The organism is Wolbachia endosymbiont (group A) of Paraperithous gnathaulax (genome assembly GCF_964028485.1).
Classification (GTDB): domain Bacteria; phylum Pseudomonadota; class Alphaproteobacteria; order Rickettsiales; family Anaplasmataceae; genus Wolbachia; species Wolbachia pipientis.
On record NZ_OZ034784.1, the window covers coordinates 854,932 to 869,103 of the forward strand.

Genomic DNA, 14,172 nt, shown 5'->3' on the forward strand with positions numbered 1-14,172 from the left:
ACTACTTTGGCAAAGCAACCGGGCTATCACTCAATTGATGCAAATAACTAACTAGATCTGCAATTTCTTGTGGATTGGAAATACCTGCAAATGCCATACGTGTACCTTTTATATAGGCTTTTGGGTTCTTTAAAAAGGCAAATAGCTCCTCATACCCCCATTTTCCACCTCTTTCAAGCACTGCTTTTGAGTAATTGAATGAGTTACCAAGATGGGCCTTTTTATTTCCAACTATGTTCCATAAGTTTGGTCCTACTTTATTCATTCCACCTTTCTCAAAACTATGGCAGGCTATACATTTTTTTGCTGCTGATTTACCTTTCTCAAAGCTAGCATTCTGCATGAGCGCTCCAATATCAAGCGCCACTTGCTCGATTTTTTGCTGGAACTCATTGCTGCCAGCAGCTACTATCGTTTGGTGTTCAATCTTATATTCTTCTGGACTGTAAAGCATATCAACTACATTACTAACTATCATAATGATTAGCCCAGAAAGTAAAATCGATGCTGCAATCTTATTAAGCTCCATAGTTAATTTTTATTAAGTAATGTTACTTAAATTATGCGAATATTTTCGCAAATAGCAACCAATTACCTTGAAGCTCGCTAAAGATGAGAGTCTCTATAGCTGACCCAAGAAAGGTTTTCCTACGTCCATACCGCCGCGAACCGTCATACCGCGATTCATTCGCGGTATCTCAGCCGCTAACAAGAGATCCCGCTAACAAGTAGCGGGATGACGAGGTTCACTGCCATTAAGTTAAGGAAAGAATGGTTAAAAACTGAACTAAAAAGTCAGAAATAATTAAGGATTTATGACAAATACTGAAACAGAATAGAGTAAACTTTAAAGCAGATAAACTCTGAAGTGTAAATTACTTAAGAAATAGTTTGTTTAGAAGTCATTTTACAGGAGCTATGGCAATAAGCTACCCAGTTATTATCAGAAGATATGAATACTACCTCTAGTCAAAATATGTGTTTTCTAACCCTTTTTTGGTAATTGAACGAACGAAGATAAGGTACCTTATGACGATCAACTTTCCTTCCCTTTCTTACCGCCAAAGTGTTCATCAAAAATAGCTTTGATAATTGATCCATAATGCAGTCAGTATCTGATTCCGTAGCAAAAATGTCGAAAGCCAAGTTTTTGATCGCGTTAAATGAGACAGATTTGTTAATGCTCCTCTTAAGCTTATCATCGGTTAAGTCCATATTCAACGCTTCTTCTACATCTTCTGTCATAACACTTTCTAGGTTGCTAATAAAGATAGCTGACCAAAAATCCTGTTTAACAGACTCAACACTTTTTCCTGTAAAATTTTCTAGACTTAGTCTTCCTTTGAGTTTTGCAAAAAATGTCTCAACTCCCCAGCGTAAAAAATATAACTCCTTAAATCCTCCAGTTTGAAACTTTTGTTCATCCATTAATGATGTAGCTAACACTTCAATTTCACCAGATGGCAGTACCACTTTGAAGCGTTATTCCACTATTTTCTTGTTTTATCTTACGCTGAGCACATATGGTAACCTCAACACTAGATGGGCTTTTTTCTTCAAACATAGCATTCACTTCATTAAAAGATGATCTGGGACATCGAATGACATAAGCAATTTTTCTTTTTGTAAGGCTAGAAAGAAATTTATAAGATAAATATACAAATCAGTAAGTCATTAGTATTTACAACTTTAAGCATTTCATCTGCTAAGTTAATTTCATGAGTGTTACCTCTATCTAACACTGACCTTATGGCAACATTATTTAGCACATCTTAACAAACCGCAAAGGTTGCACTTGCATAATCACCTAAATCTTTTGGTTTTTGGTTACGTATTTTTCTTGAGCCAAATTCATTTTTTATTTCAACGCTTGTTGGTAAAATGATTTTGGAGGCATCAAGAGCTAACACTCTAAAGCCAAAACAAGTTTTAAATTTTTGGTCTTGGTAGTACAAGGAAACCACACCTTCGTTAATTTCTGAAAATGCACTGTGTTTCATTTTTTTTCTTGCTTGACTAAAAGCACTAGCAGTAACGGTATAGTCTTTTTTCCTATATAAAATAAATTCGTTTAGTATTACTTGCAGCGACTTTACACTTTTTCTTAAAATTAAGATAAATATGTCAATAAAAGATAACTTCCTCTTTCTCATAAAATCTTTTGAAGATGATTTATGGGATTCTATAAATTCTAGACTTGCCAATTCATTTTGAATAAATTTTATTACTGCCTTTTTTACTCATACTACCTTTAAACTTATTGGTATACATCATTATCCCATAAAATCTATCTTTTTTCCTTAACTTAATGGCAGTGAGACGAGGTTATCGTCATGCCGCCACGAACCGTCATACCGCGATTCATTCGCGGTATCTCTTAGCCGCTAACAAGTAGCTGGATGACGATTGTCAGGGTGTAATCCCAGTGTCCCTATGATGTCATCCCAGTGCCCAGACACTGGGATCCAGGAAAGTTTGCTTGTAAGCAAGCAAACTAGCACAGAAAGTGGTTACAACATTTTCGATGAGATTATATGGAAAACTGGATCCCAGTGTCAAGCACTGGGATGACAAAAAAAGGAGCACTGGAATGGCACCATTTGTTATGTTTAACAAAGTTCGTACTTAGCTTCATGTTAGCCATAAATATTTAAGAAATTTACCAAATGGAAAAAAAGGCAAAAGAAGCCCCATGGTTAACTAGTTCTGACACTGGTTTCCATCCAAGACGGCAGTAGCCCCTTCGGTGTCATTCCAGTGTCAAGCACTGGAATGACAAAGGAGAGCAGTGTCAGCTACTTGGATGACACCTTTTTTCTACTTAGTGTGGGTTATACAAGAAGTCTATTGTATGGCTATTGCTGGTCGTATATTACTTATAGCTTATCTATTCAAATTGCAACTTTGTTTTTCATAATTAATTATTGACAGAAATTATTAATTGGGTTATTATTAAATTATCGTTAACAAGTGAGGCAAAGAAATGATGATATCCAATAATTCTTCATTGCTAAAAGATAGTCAGGAGCTTACTAAAACTAAGCAGACTATATGGAAACCTTTAATTGCTGTTTCATTATTATCTATATTTAGTTTCATATCTGGTCAATATCTTCCTTATGTTATTATAGCAGTTTCTGGTTCTGGTCCTATTGCAGCAGTTCCTTTAGCAATTTTTGCTGTTTCTACGGTTGTTGCACTTATTTCAGTGACATATCTTGTTAAACTGGCTATTTCTAGAGATGATAATAAGAAAGAAGTAGGTCTTAATGGACAGAAATTCGGCCATACTCCATCTCAAGAACCACAAAAATTTGTGTGTAAAAATTGTACTAATCTGGAGAATAAATCAAATGTACCTACTCCTCAATCACCTCCAGTAACGTTTGGAACACAACCAAATCCAAGTGTCAGTGTACCACCGCCGCCACCTCCTCCATTGCCACAAGATGCTGCACTACCACCTCCACCTCCGCATTTTTTTACAGCTTCCAAGCGTACGGAGCAACCTAAGAATGATGCACCGAAGAAGGCTGGTGAACCTGAGAATAATAATCATTCTACTCTGTTTGAACAGATAAGAGGAGGTACTACGTTAAAAAGAGTGGGCAGCAACAAAATTTTACAAATGAATTGAAAGCAAAATTAGAAAGTAGTGGGGGCACTGACAAAAAAGAAACACCAGAAGAGTTTACTGCAAGAATAGATAGGGAGCAAGCAGAGAGAAAGAAGTCGGATGATAATGATTCAGATTGGACAAAGAGACTTAAGGAGAGAGCAGCAGTCATGCAATTCTCAGATAGTGAAGAGGAGTCACCGGTACCGCCAAGTTCGTGTGTTGATTCACCACAAGTAAATAATGTTGACTCAGTGGATAATGAGGTGCAAGATTCACCTCCTCTTTCTGTTGAGGATCGCATAGCACAGTTTGGTGGAAAAGCGTTGCGATGCCAAAAGGAAAATGTTGTACAAGGACTATGATAACTATGAAATGGTCAGCCATGCACTTCCCTTCCTTTTCAAAATAAGTTTACCTACAGGTCTGATTGTATTAAGATTACTTAATACAATCAGATCTATTATATGCGCTTATCCAAATATTACCTGCCAACTCTAAAGGAAAAGCCTGCCCATGCTAAAATTATCTCCCATCAATATTCTTTGCGTGCAGGTTTAATAAAGCAGATAGCATCTGGCATCTATACGTGGTTACCACTTGGTCTCTTAGTGCTTAAGAATATTGAAGATATTATCAGAGATGAAATGAACAAATCCGGTGCTATTGAAGCATTAATGCCTTGTGTGCAACCAGCAAGTCTTTGGCGAGAATCAGGGCGTTACGATGATTACGGTAAGGAAATGCTACGCATAAAGGATAGGCATGAGGAAGATATGCTTTTTGGTCCAACGCATGAGGAGATAGCAACTGATTTAATTAGAGATGTGGTAAAAAGTTACAAAGATTTGCCACTTTGTTTATACCAAATTCAATGGAAATTCCGTGATGAGGTAAGACCACGTTATGGTGTTATGAGGGGCAGGGAATTTTTGATGAAGGATGCATACAGTTTTGATGTAGATTACGAAGGTGCACTGAATTCATATAATTTGATGTACAAAACTTACATAAAAATCTTCAAACGCATGGGATTTACTCCAATTGGAGTTCGAGCTGATACGGGGCCAATTGGAGGAAATTTGAGCCACGAGTTTCATATATTGGCAAACACTGGTGAGAGCACTTTATATTATGACAATAAATTTTCTGAACTACTAGAGAGTGAAGATATTGAAAGTTTAAAGAGTATATACGCAGTTGCAGATGATATGCATGATCCTGAGACTTGCCCTATATCACAAGAGCAGTTAAATGTTAGTAAAGGTATTGAAATAGGGCATATTTTTTATTTTGGCGACAAATATTCAAAGCCTATGAAGGCAAGTGTTACTTCTCAAGATGGAAAAAATGTCAATATACATATGGGTTCGTATGGCATTGGGGTTTCAAGACTTGTTGGTGCGATAATAGAAGCTTTTCATGATGATAAGGGAATTATCTGGCCGGAGGAGGTAGCTCCTTTCAGAATTGGTTTAATCAATTTACAAACGAAAGTAACGGAGGCTGCAGATAAAATATACAAAGCTTTGAAGAGCGATGAAGTGCTTTACGATGATACGGAAGGGAGTGTAGGAGTAAAATTTTCTAGAATGGATCTGATAGGCTTGCCGTGGCAAATAATTGTCGGAAAGAAAGCAGTAAGTGAAAATATAGTTGAAGTAAAAAATAGAGCAACTGGAGAGGTAAAGGAAATGCAGATTGAGGAAGCAATAAATCACTTTAGCGCAAAATGATACACGGTATCGGCACTGACATAGTATATATACCAAGAATATTGAGAATATTACAAAAATACGGGGAAAAATTTCTCAATAGAATCTACACTGAAAAGGAAATAGAGCTAAGTAGAAAGTATAATAGTCAAGAAATGCGAGCAAGGTATTTTGCTAAACGCTTTGCAGCAAAAGAAGCTTTTGTTAAAGCACGAGGTAGTGGTCAGGGTATTACAATGAAAGATATAGAAATATACAATGATGTAAGAGGCAAGCCATATCTTACCGTTAGCAAGGATTTTATCTCCAAAATTCATCTTTCTTTAAGTGACGATGGAGATTACGCTACTGCATTTGTTGTAATTTGCGTCTATAGCTCACACAGATAAAGTTTACTCTTTTGTCATCTTATGGCTTACTGTATGAACATTCATTTTTAAAGGTAAACTGCACAGCAAATGGTCAGTGCTTGACACTGTCCTCCTTTGTCATCCCAGTGCCCAAGCAACAAGGACAACATTGCAAATTTAGAGTTCAAGAGGGTTATTCCTCGAGAACTACTGCGTCAGAAAGCTGGCGTTGAATTTGTATATAATGTTGATCTTGGAGGTTTTTATGAATAATAGTGAGAGAAAAGAGAAATTAGAAACTCGTATTCTATCAAGCAGAGGTAGGTCTTTGCTTGACCATGAGCTACTGGAACGTAATCTATCTGCATACACAGAAGGAAGAGAAGTTGCCAAAAAGCTAATGGAGCTCTTTAGTAGTTTAGGAAGGGTAATTAATGCTGATCTTCACGAGCTAAAAAATGTTACAGGAATGAACGATGGAGCAATAGCAAATATCTTTTGCCTGAAAGAGATTTTCGATAGGATATTGAAAGGTAAGTTAAAAAAGCTGTCGATTCTTGATAATAGAGAAGAGCTACTAAAATACTTTAAAGCAGCAATAGGACAGTCAAGAAAGGAAAGCTTACGAGTGGTATACTTAGATCGAAGTGGTCATTTAATATATGAGTATGTTCAAGACTGTGGAACTATAGATAGAGTGCCTCTATATGTGAGGGAAATAATAAAACAGGGATTACTGATTGACGCATCATCTGTTGCAATTTCACATAATCATCCAAGTGGAGATATAGAGCCATCTAAAGAGGATGAAGATAACACACTTACATTAGCTGCAACCTGTGAAAATGTAGGAATGAAATTAATAGATCATATAATCGTAACACAGAAGAGCCATTTTAGTTTTTATGACAGTGGTTTATTGTAATCTGTAGACTGAAAGGAAAGTTCTCTAGCTTTCCTTCTTTTTTTTCACTTCATAAATTAAAAAATTCAATATAAGCTTGAACAGCTAAAATTAGTAATAAAAAGTGGAATTAGGCAAAAAAATAAAGGAACTTAGGTTATACTGTGGTTTAACACAAACTGAGTTAGGAAAAAAAATAGGTGTTTCATATAGGCAGATACAAAGGTACGAAAATGGTTCAAACCACATTTTGGCTAGTAGACTATACGACTTAGCAAAAGCTCTATCAATTAATGTGGCTGATTTTTTTACTGATGTGCATGACGACTCACATGAAGCTTATGATGAGGAGATATTAAAATTAGTCAAAGGATACAATGAAATTAAGAGCAAAAGGTTACGTAGTGTAGTTTATATATTGGTAAAATCTTTTTCTCAAAGTATATTATCTGATACGTAAAATGACCATACAACATCCTATCGATAAGCAAATAGGTGAAAGAATAAGGAAAAGAAGGCTAATATGTGGTTTTAGCCAAAGGGACTTAGGAAAAAAGCTTGGAATTTCATTTCAGCATATACAAGGATATGAAACTGGAGAGGTAAGGCTTGTAGTTGATAGATTGTATAATTTAGCAGAAGCTTTGTCTGTTGATATGTCATATTTTTTTACCAAAGCCTCTGAAGACTTGCATGATAAGGCCTTTCACAGCGATGTAGGCAGCGAAGAAACATCAAGATTAGTAAGAGAATATAGAAAAATTAAAGATGAAACATTGCGTGATATTGTACATTCAGTGATAAAGGCTCTTGCTAACAAATAGTACAAATTTTAAAGTTCAGGTATTCTTTATAATATAAAACACTTCTACAAGCAATACTAATTAAAGTAAATTATTTATGGTAAATTGGATTAAGTTTTAAAAACCACTTTACTTTGTAATAGTTAACCATTTATTTCTGATATACAAGTAGCTATGTGAAACATAGCCACTTGTCTCCAATCAAGAACGTCCTACGGATGTTGTTTTGTTGTCTTTTAATTTATTCACCCAAGAAAAGGTCTCACTACTTTTAGAATTTTGGTCGCCCCACCTTCCACATCTAGTAAAACTGCCTTTTTCTACTGCTTCTTTAACAGACATTCCACCAAATAAACAACCCTTTCCTACGATTTCTCCTATTTCTTGCAACTCGTTCCACATTTCTTCATCTTCTACCTTAATTTGTACTTGATGATAGTCTGCTGTGTCATGATATACCATTAAATTTAGCTCTCCTAGGCTAGTATAAAATGTGACTGCAAAAGCACTGTTATCCGATATATCCACGTAGTCTCTTTCACCGCCTTTCCCAGTTTTGACTTCAACTTCACCATCACCTATTTTTATAATATTGCCACCAAGGTTTAAGTCTCCTTTACTTAAGCCCAAATTTTTTGCACCTTCTACAACTTTGGCAACATCAACTATGCAGCTATGTGAAAATTCCATATAGAAGGTCTTATTATCGATTTCTACATTTTCAACAGTTCCTTCTATAGTAGCGTTCTCTCCAACTTCCCTGAGTTTTGTGAGCCTACTATATATTTGTGGCTCAATTTCTTTTTGCACCTTTTGATGAATTTCAGTTATTTTCTTATCAACTTGTACATTAAAATCTGCTCCATTTAATGCTAACTTCCTGATTATATCCTCTTGTTTATTCCCTTTGAATTCATCACGATACATCTTAAACATTGTAACGTTAGCGAAGCCAAAGCCATCTTCATTGGCAGCATTTATTCTTATTCCTAAGTCCAAAGCTTCATCGATAACTTTACTTAACTCGTTTATATTTTTAGCTGCAATAGCTTTTTCCAGGAATTCATTTAGTTTCATATTTTCATACTCACTTAGTCTTGTCCTGCATAAAGCTGATCGAAATGGATTGAGCTCCTCAGGATATGTTAAGACAGGTAATTTACTAATCTTTTTATTCGCTGTTGGAGCAGCTTTTATAAAATTAGGTAATAACCCTTCTTTTGCTATTCGCTCTACCGCTTTTAACATTTTACTAGGCAATTTTTTACCATTTATTTTTTTCATTGTAACCCTCACTTAATTTCATTACTATTCGATCATATCGTGATAAATATTATTTAATTGTTAATATTGCACGACTTATTAATTTACTATATATTATAATAACAAGTTTTACGGGCATTTACACTAGAAAAACACATCTTGTAAAAATTATTTCAATTTCAATCAAAGTTGGGTATTGTGATTGTAAAACTGAAAGAAATGGATCTCTTGTCTTACTCCACTGAAAAGTTGAAGAAGCATTGTCAGCTACTTGATAATGAAGAAAAAATAATTCTATATGAGCAGCTGCTAGACAAGGCTAAAGACATACTTGAAAATTCAAGAGATAATATTTCTGAACTGAAAAAGATCAGTAAAGCTGCTGTAGCAATAGAGGAAACCACCGATAAGCAGTTACTAGAAAAGTTTAATGATGACTACCCGCTAAGAGAAGTGGACATTTTAATCTACTCTCCTCAAGGAAATACTGAATATCTATTCAGCATAGATAACTCGTCAGAGCTTTATGATTTAAAAGAAGATAAGGATAAAGCTCTTTATAATGCAGTAAAATCAAATGATGTTGAGCTTGTAAAAAAGCTGCTAATGATCCTTTTACCTACAGAAGTAGGTAATTTTGATGTAGAATACTTGGAAGAATTGAAAATATTGCTGTCAGGAATTCACAAAGAATTGCAATTATCACAAGATATGAAAAATTATCTTGTGAAGACGATAAAGTTCTATAGTTTTTTATGTAGTAATTTTAGCTTATTAGTTGCAAATCCTACTGATGTAAAAGCTATGATCAATCTATTTGCTACTCAACCAAATATTGATTACCAAATAGATAAGCTTCTGCTTTCTTTTATTGTGAGAGATGTTGAGGAAAAAAAGCTAAATTCTGAAATCAAACACATGATAGAGCTTCTTGAGCAGCATGAAAGATTTGCTGAGCTCGAATATAAGGTTAGAAGATTAAGATCAGAGTTTGCATGTGGCAAAAGCAGATACTCGGCTGAAGTAATACGAAATAGCATTGCAGAACGAGAAAAAGAGATGAGGGAAATTGAGAAAAAATACGTAAGGCCAAACGATTTAATTAGCGAGAGGCAGAAATTATTAAAGCAATTACTTTGCTAGCTTTTTTTCCACTTCATAAAATTTGTTGTAAATTTGAATAAGAGGTGAAAAGTGCAATTAGGTAAAAAAATAAAACAACTTAGGTTAGATCGTGCTTTGACACAGACCGAATTGGGAAAGAGAATAGGTGTTTCGTATAGACAGATACAAAAGTACGAAAATGGTTCAAATTGTGTTTTGGCCAGTAGATTATATGATTTAGCAAAAGCACTATCGATAGATGTTGCTAACTTTTTTACTGATATGCACACTGACTCACATGAAGCTTATGATGAAGAAATACTAAAGTTAGTCAAAGGATATAACGAAATTAAGAGCAAAAGGTTACGTAGTGCAGTTTATATATTGGTAAAATCTTTTTCTCAAAGTGACAATACATAGTTAATATTACCTGATACGTAAAATGACTATACAACATCCTATCGATAAACAAATAGGGGAAAGAATAAGGAAAAGAAGGCTAATGTGTGGTTTTAGTCAAAGAGACTTAGGAAAAAAGCTTGAAATTTCATTTCAGCATGTACAAGGATATGAAAGCGGAGAGATTAGGCTTGTAGTTGATAGGTTATATAAATTAGCAGAAGTACTATCGGTTGATATGTCGTATTTTTTTACCAAAGCCTCTGAAGACTTACATGATAAGGCCTTCCATAGCGATGTAGGCAGCGAAGAAATATCAAAGCTAGTGAGGGAATATAGAAAAATTGAGGATGAAACTCTGCGTGACATTGTTCATTTAGTGATTAAGGCTCTTGCTAATACAGGCTTTAAAGCATAAATTCTCTCCTTGAGTCGTTGAAGAAAACTTAAACTTTCATTTTCTTCATCATTTTGCTTTTCTTTCACTTTGATGCGTGTAGTCATACCAACTCTCATTGTTGGCCAGTCAAATAGGAGACATTGCAGAGTTGTTTAATTGTGGAGCTGGCAAGAGAAGTAATAAATTTGCACAAAGCACCCTCAAGCAGAGCAATTGTATCGTATATTTTATTGCGCAAAATGTTCTGTTTTATATATAACCAAAGCCTCTCAACAGGATTTAGCTCAGGTGAGTACGGAGGTAGGTATATAATATCGATATTTTTAGGTACCTTTAAATTTTTTGACCTATGCCAACTAGCACAATCCATAACAAGAAAAGCCTCTCGTGTTTCTAGATATTGCGACATCTGCTCAAGAAATATGTTCATGCAATCAGTGTTGACATTTGGTGCAAATAAGCTAGAACTCTCTCCATTTCTAGGATTAACCGCACTATAGAGATAGAAATTTTGCCTACCTAATTTTGTTTTAACCTGTGTTCTAATCCCCTTTTTAAACCACCCATGTCCAACCTTTGAATGTGTGCCAAACCGTGATTCATCAAAGAAAAATAGCTCTTTTTCTGGATACTTGCTAATAGCTCCATTGAGATTTTTTTTTGAATTCCTCTTGTTTGCTTTTATCTTGTCCATTATGAACTGGTCTTGGTGTAATATATGAGAATTTCATCTTTTGCATATAGCGGTGTACTGTAGATTTGCTGATATTTAATCTGAACTTTTCCTGGATTCTTATTCTCATTTCTTTAATGGTAATATTAGGATTTTCTTCTATCCACTCTTCAATTTGCTGTAGTTGAACCTGATTTAATTTAGTTTTTCTACGGCGTTGTGGAGGAGCAAACAGTTTTTCTTCTCTGCCAAATTTCAAGAGTTTTACCCACGAAGTTAGTGCGCTTCTTGAAATGCAATATATTTTTGCTACAGCCGTTATACTGTACTTTTTTGCTGCAATTACAGCATTTAGTTTTTTTGAAACATATGCATTATTCCTTACTTTCTTCAGCATTTCTTTTGCTGATTCTACTACTTTTTCATCCAATAATTTTGATCTTAATGCCATTTATACCTCAACTATTTTACTTACTTCATTATGGCTTTTCTTCCATCTTTGTCCATCTGTTTGCCGTGTAATGGGAATTGGTATTAGAGGTTGTCCGGAAACTAGTAAATTCAAGCATATTCCCTCTTTAACATAACCCTACTCATAGCTAGGTATATGAAATTCTCAGTGGATGTTGTGAGTAAATCATACTCCTTCGATAGCCTTCTATTCCTATTAACCCAAGCAAAAGTCCTTTCTACAACCCATCTTCTTGGCTGTACTTTAAACCCTTGTTCTCTTGTTGGTAGTAGCTCAGGTGGCGTATCTTTGTGCACCCAAAATCTACATGGAGGCCTTTTAACAATTTCAATATCTATGTCATATTCTTCCTTTATGTGATTCTTTAAATTTCTTCCTTGGTATCCCATGTCAGCCCACATTTTTTTAACTTTAGTATATTTTGTTCTCATATTGTTTAATGCTATTTTAATACCATCTCTATCATTTTCGTTAGCAGCGCCTACGTAACAACCTAGTATAAAACCCTGAGTGTCTGTAATTATATGCCTTTTTCTACCCTTTACTTTTTTACTTCCATCATAGCCTTTGATCCCCCCTTTTCTGTAGTCTTTACAGATTGACTATCTACTATACAGGCACTCGGCTGCTCATTCCTTCCTATTTTTCTTCTACTATATTTTGTAATTTCATAATTCATTTTCTCAAAAATTCCCTGCTTCTTCCATTGCCTGAACTGCTCATACACAGTCTTCCATAGCGGAAAATCATTTGGTAAATACCGCCATTGACACCCTGTACGCAATACATAGAAAATTGCTTCTAATATTTCTTTTTTGCTATACTTTGGCGGCCTTCCTCCTTTCTTGTATGATACTCTGAAGTGTTTTTCTATTCTTGCCCATTCCCTTTCGCTTAGATCTGTTGGATACTTTTTTCTCATCTTTACCCCGTACTAAAATTTCAGATATTATAGCCTTTTACTTGTTTCCGGACAACCTCTAACAACTCACAATGGTTGTGAACAGCGCAACATCAATTGGTCTCATGCACGCACTAGATACAACATAGCTTACGGGGTCAGATCAAACGAGCAACTACTGGAACTAATAACATTTTTTCATGCACGAAAAGGTAAAGCAATAGGGTTTCGTTTTAAGGATTGGTCGGATTTTATAGCCATTAATCAAGAGATTGGTATAGGAGATAACAAAAAAACGACTTTTCAGCTAATCAAAACTTATGTAAGTGGGGAAGATAAGCATATACGTATGATCAAAAAGCCAGTACATGGGACAGTAAAGATTTATTTAAATGGTAAAGAAGAGAGTGAATATTCAGTAAATTATTCAACTGGAGAAATAACATTTATGAAGCCACCAGTAAAAGATGTGATAATCACTGCGAGCTTTGAATTTGATGTGCCCGTGCGCTTTGATACAGATTACTTAAATGCTTCTATTGATGACTATGGAAGCAATAGCTGGAATAATATCCCCTTGGTGGAAGTGAAATTTTAGTTATAAGCGAGCATAGATCCACATCATAGTAGGGCTACTAGTCACCATCAATTGAAAAAATTAAGCACCACTGAGGCTCTATATTTAAATGAGCCTCAGTATATGCAATTATTTTAAACTTTATCACCAGCTATATACTACAATGTTGCTGAGCTTTGCTAACATTTACACTTGAAGCTTGGGGAGATTCTAACTCAGTGCTTTTTTCTTCCTGCAAAATAGAAAGCTTCAACAACTCCTTTAGAGTTGATTTTGCAAGTGTTGTATCATCTTTGTTTAAGATGTAGTCTAGCATGCCGTTTTTCTGTAAGAGATTAACAAAATATCTATCTCCCTCATTAAGAACCTCTATCTTGTTAATACAAGATAATACTAAATCCGAATTCTTTGTTGCTAAAATTCCATTCAAAAAGATATCTAATTTTGTTTTATCTTCAGTTAAGTCTTCAGCTAACCTATTTCTGATATTCTCATTGTCAAACACAATGTACTCGAGGTACGAGGAAGGCTCAATAAGTATAAAGTCCTCTAAAGGCACTAGTTCTGGATAGGTGCCAGCGTAATCAAGTATGCCACACTCAGTAATACACCCTCCTTTTCTTATAACACAGCAATTGAGACGACCATGATACATTGATAACAAAGAAAAAAGACGTATTATACTTGTACCTCTATCTTTCATTTCCTTGAAAAGCTTCCTATCATTTATTAATTTGTGCAAAATGTAATCCATAGCAGGACCTGGTTTGCGGAAATGAAACATATTATTCTCTTCAAAAATGGCCTCAGCTAATTCGATAGATTCTTTATCCTCATCTACAAAAGCTTTTTCATTTCTATTTAACTGTATGATCTCAGCTTTGCTATCTCTGCGTAGACCAGTTCTCCTTATTAACATCTCAAATATTTTTGTATTCATATATATCCTATATTAATTAAAGTAAATATTAATAATGTTTACTTTTTAAATAAAA

General features: G+C 34.9%; 18 protein-coding genes and 1 pseudogene. 13 read left to right on the plus strand and 6 right to left on the minus strand.

Annotation, left to right across the window (positions count from 1 at the left end; translation table 11 throughout):
- Position 1 precedes the first annotated feature (1 nt).
- Entirely contained in the window at positions 2 to 529 is a 528-nt protein-coding gene (locus tag ABWU74_RS04555) for a c-type cytochrome (protein ID WP_010082469.1), read from the minus strand.
- A gap of 440 nt (positions 530 to 969) precedes the next feature.
- A pseudogene (locus ABWU74_RS04560) lies at positions 970 to 2,225 on the minus strand (IS4 family transposase).
- Positions 2,226 to 2,406: 181 nt separating this feature from the next.
- Here ABWU74_RS04560 and ABWU74_RS04565 point away from each other — a divergent pair.
- The 9 genes from ABWU74_RS04565 to ABWU74_RS04605 all read left to right on the plus strand — a co-directional run bounded on the left by ABWU74_RS04565 (position 2,407) and on the right by ABWU74_RS04605 (position 7,409).
- Positions 2,407 to 2,571, plus strand: a complete 165-nt coding sequence (locus tag ABWU74_RS04565) for a hypothetical protein (RefSeq protein WP_162829040.1) — start codon at positions 2,407 to 2,409, stop codon at positions 2,569 to 2,571.
- 412 nt (positions 2,572 to 2,983) lie between these two features.
- Positions 2,984 to 3,637, plus strand: coding sequence for a hypothetical protein (locus ABWU74_RS04570; protein ID WP_209472625.1), 654 nt, complete (start codon positions 2,984 to 2,986; stop codon positions 3,635 to 3,637).
- The gene (locus tag ABWU74_RS04575; protein ID WP_353289233.1) at positions 3,634 to 3,981 is read left to right on the plus strand and encodes a hypothetical protein; all 348 of its coding nucleotides are present in this window, start codon (positions 3,634 to 3,636) and stop codon (positions 3,979 to 3,981) included. Before ABWU74_RS04570 ends, ABWU74_RS04575 begins: the two co-directional genes overlap by 4 nt.
- A gap of 102 nt (positions 3,982 to 4,083) precedes the next feature.
- Positions 4,084 to 5,352 carry a proline--tRNA ligase gene (gene proS, locus ABWU74_RS04580; protein ID WP_022626352.1) on the plus strand — a complete coding sequence of 423 codons (1,269 nt, stop codon included), beginning with the start codon at positions 4,084 to 4,086 and terminating at the stop codon, positions 5,350 to 5,352.
- A complete protein-coding gene (locus ABWU74_RS04585) occupies positions 5,349 to 5,720 on the plus strand; it encodes a holo-[acyl-carrier-protein] synthase (protein WP_010082456.1) in 372 nt (123 codons plus the stop codon). The genes proS and ABWU74_RS04585 overlap by 4 nt, the downstream gene beginning before the upstream one ends.
- A gap of 96 nt (positions 5,721 to 5,816) precedes the next feature.
- A complete protein-coding gene (locus tag ABWU74_RS04590; RefSeq protein WP_353289234.1) occupies positions 5,817 to 5,954 on the plus strand; it encodes a hypothetical protein in 138 nt (45 codons plus the stop codon).
- On the plus strand, positions 5,947 to 6,606 hold the full coding sequence (locus tag ABWU74_RS04595) for a RadC family protein (protein WP_236514289.1): 660 nt from the start codon (positions 5,947 to 5,949) through the stop codon (positions 6,604 to 6,606). The genes ABWU74_RS04590 and ABWU74_RS04595 overlap by 8 nt, the downstream gene beginning before the upstream one ends.
- 103 nt (positions 6,607 to 6,709) lie before the next feature.
- Positions 6,710 to 7,045: a helix-turn-helix domain-containing protein gene (locus ABWU74_RS04600; protein WP_264375456.1), complete on the plus strand. Its 336-nt coding sequence runs from the start codon at positions 6,710 to 6,712 to the stop codon at positions 7,043 to 7,045.
- 1 nt (position 7,046) lies between these two features.
- Positions 7,047 to 7,409 carry a helix-turn-helix domain-containing protein gene (locus ABWU74_RS04605; RefSeq protein WP_353289235.1) on the plus strand — a complete coding sequence of 121 codons (363 nt, stop codon included), beginning with the start codon at positions 7,047 to 7,049 and terminating at the stop codon, positions 7,407 to 7,409.
- Between the two features lie 180 nt (positions 7,410 to 7,589).
- On the opposite strand, the gene ABWU74_RS04610 is transcribed toward ABWU74_RS04605, so the two are convergent.
- Entirely contained in the window at positions 7,590 to 8,672 is a 1,083-nt protein-coding gene (locus ABWU74_RS04610) for a hypothetical protein (protein ID WP_353289236.1), read from the minus strand.
- A gap of 177 nt (positions 8,673 to 8,849) precedes the next feature.
- On the opposite strand from ABWU74_RS04610, the gene ABWU74_RS04615 reads away from it, so the two are divergent.
- The 3 genes from ABWU74_RS04615 to ABWU74_RS04625 are packed head-to-tail and all read left to right on the plus strand — an operon-like array spanning position 8,850 to position 10,572.
- A complete protein-coding gene (locus ABWU74_RS04615) occupies positions 8,850 to 9,794 on the plus strand; it encodes a hypothetical protein (RefSeq protein WP_353289237.1) in 945 nt (314 codons plus the stop codon).
- A gap of 51 nt (positions 9,795 to 9,845) precedes the next feature.
- Complete coding sequence (locus ABWU74_RS04620) at positions 9,846 to 10,175, plus strand: helix-turn-helix domain-containing protein (protein WP_007549995.1); 330 nt, start codon at positions 9,846 to 9,848, stop codon at positions 10,173 to 10,175.
- A gap of 22 nt (positions 10,176 to 10,197) precedes the next feature.
- Positions 10,198 to 10,572 (plus strand): helix-turn-helix domain-containing protein, encoded by a 375-nt coding sequence (locus tag ABWU74_RS04625; RefSeq protein WP_264375450.1) that lies wholly within the window; start codon positions 10,198 to 10,200, stop codon positions 10,570 to 10,572.
- Positions 10,573 to 10,666: 94 nt separating this feature from the next.
- Here the strand turns inward: ABWU74_RS04625 and ABWU74_RS04630 are convergent.
- Positions 10,667 to 11,678, minus strand: a protein-coding gene (locus tag ABWU74_RS04630; protein WP_094745768.1) for an IS630 family transposase whose coding sequence is annotated in 2 segments (ribosomal slippage) — positions 10,667 to 11,215 and positions 11,217 to 11,678 — 1,011 coding nt in all. Because the reading frame shifts where the segments join, the coding sequence is not laid out codon by codon here.
- A gap of 110 nt (positions 11,679 to 11,788) precedes the next feature.
- A protein-coding gene (locus tag ABWU74_RS04635; protein WP_209472412.1) for an IS5-like element ISWpi1 family transposase occupies positions 11,789 to 12,621 on the minus strand; the annotation gives its coding sequence in 2 pieces (ribosomal slippage) (positions 11,789 to 12,252 and positions 12,252 to 12,621; 834 coding nt in all).
- Between the two features lie 91 nt (positions 12,622 to 12,712).
- Here ABWU74_RS04635 and ABWU74_RS04640 point away from each other — a divergent pair.
- Positions 12,713 to 13,198, plus strand: a complete 486-nt coding sequence (locus ABWU74_RS04640; protein WP_353289450.1) for a TIGR02217 family protein — start codon at positions 12,713 to 12,715, stop codon at positions 13,196 to 13,198.
- Positions 13,199 to 13,328: 130 nt separating this feature from the next.
- Here ABWU74_RS04640 and ABWU74_RS04645 read toward each other — a convergent pair whose 3' ends face one another.
- The gene (locus tag ABWU74_RS04645; RefSeq protein ID WP_209473248.1) at positions 13,329 to 14,117 is read right to left on the minus strand and encodes a hypothetical protein; all 789 of its coding nucleotides are present in this window, start codon (positions 14,115 to 14,117) and stop codon (positions 13,329 to 13,331) included.
- Between the last annotated feature and the right edge of the window lie 55 nt (positions 14,118 to 14,172).

Coding starts and splice junctions, on each gene's coding strand:
- ABWU74_RS04555 (WP_010082469.1), bottom strand. CDS start 529: ATGGAGCTTAATAAGATTGCAGCATCGATTTTACTTTCTGGGCTAATC.
- ABWU74_RS04570 (WP_209472625.1), top strand. CDS start 2,984: ATGATGATATCCAATAATTCTTCATTGCTAAAAGATAGTCAGGAGCTT.
- proS (WP_022626352.1), top strand. CDS start 4,084: ATGCGCTTATCCAAATATTACCTGCCAACTCTAAAGGAAAAGCCTGCC.
- ABWU74_RS04585 (WP_010082456.1), top strand. CDS start 5,349: ATGATACACGGTATCGGCACTGACATAGTATATATACCAAGAATATTG.
- ABWU74_RS04595 (WP_236514289.1), top strand. CDS start 5,947: ATGAATAATAGTGAGAGAAAAGAGAAATTAGAAACTCGTATTCTATCA.
- ABWU74_RS04605 (WP_353289235.1), top strand. CDS start 7,047: ATGACCATACAACATCCTATCGATAAGCAAATAGGTGAAAGAATAAGG.
- ABWU74_RS04610 (WP_353289236.1), bottom strand. CDS start 8,672: ATGAAAAAAATAAATGGTAAAAAATTGCCTAGTAAAATGTTAAAAGCG.
- ABWU74_RS04625 (WP_264375450.1), top strand. CDS start 10,198: ATGACTATACAACATCCTATCGATAAACAAATAGGGGAAAGAATAAGG.
- ABWU74_RS04645 (WP_209473248.1), bottom strand. CDS start 14,117: ATGAATACAAAAATATTTGAGATGTTAATAAGGAGAACTGGTCTACGC.